Below are 254 nucleotides of genomic sequence, written 5' to 3' on the forward strand. Positions count from 1 at the left end.
CAACGTCGATCCGTTCGCTTGGCTTGCTCTCACACTTCAGCGTATCGCCAACGGCTGGCCCAACAGCGAAATCGACGCGCTTATGCCATGGAACCACGCCACCTGACGGCCTCAGCTTGCCGCTTACACTCCATCCGAAGGAGAAAAGTCATGATCTACGTCGGCCTCGATGTTTCGCTGAATTCCGTTGCGGTATGTGCGGTGGACGAGACCGGAAAGCTTATCCGGGAGGGAACCACCTTGGCGGACGCGCC

Annotated in this window: 1 protein-coding gene; it reads left to right on the forward strand. The window is 58.7% G+C overall.

Annotation, left to right across the window (positions count from 1 at the left end):
- Window positions 1–106: transposase domain-containing protein (locus CVM73_RS38985; RefSeq protein WP_146006775.1), on the forward strand; the 106-nt coding region annotated here is incomplete at its 5' end.
- Window positions 107–254 lie beyond the last annotated feature (148 nt).

This window comes from Bradyrhizobium forestalis, assembly GCF_002795245.1.
Lineage (GTDB): Bacteria > Pseudomonadota > Alphaproteobacteria > Rhizobiales > Xanthobacteraceae > Bradyrhizobium > Bradyrhizobium forestalis.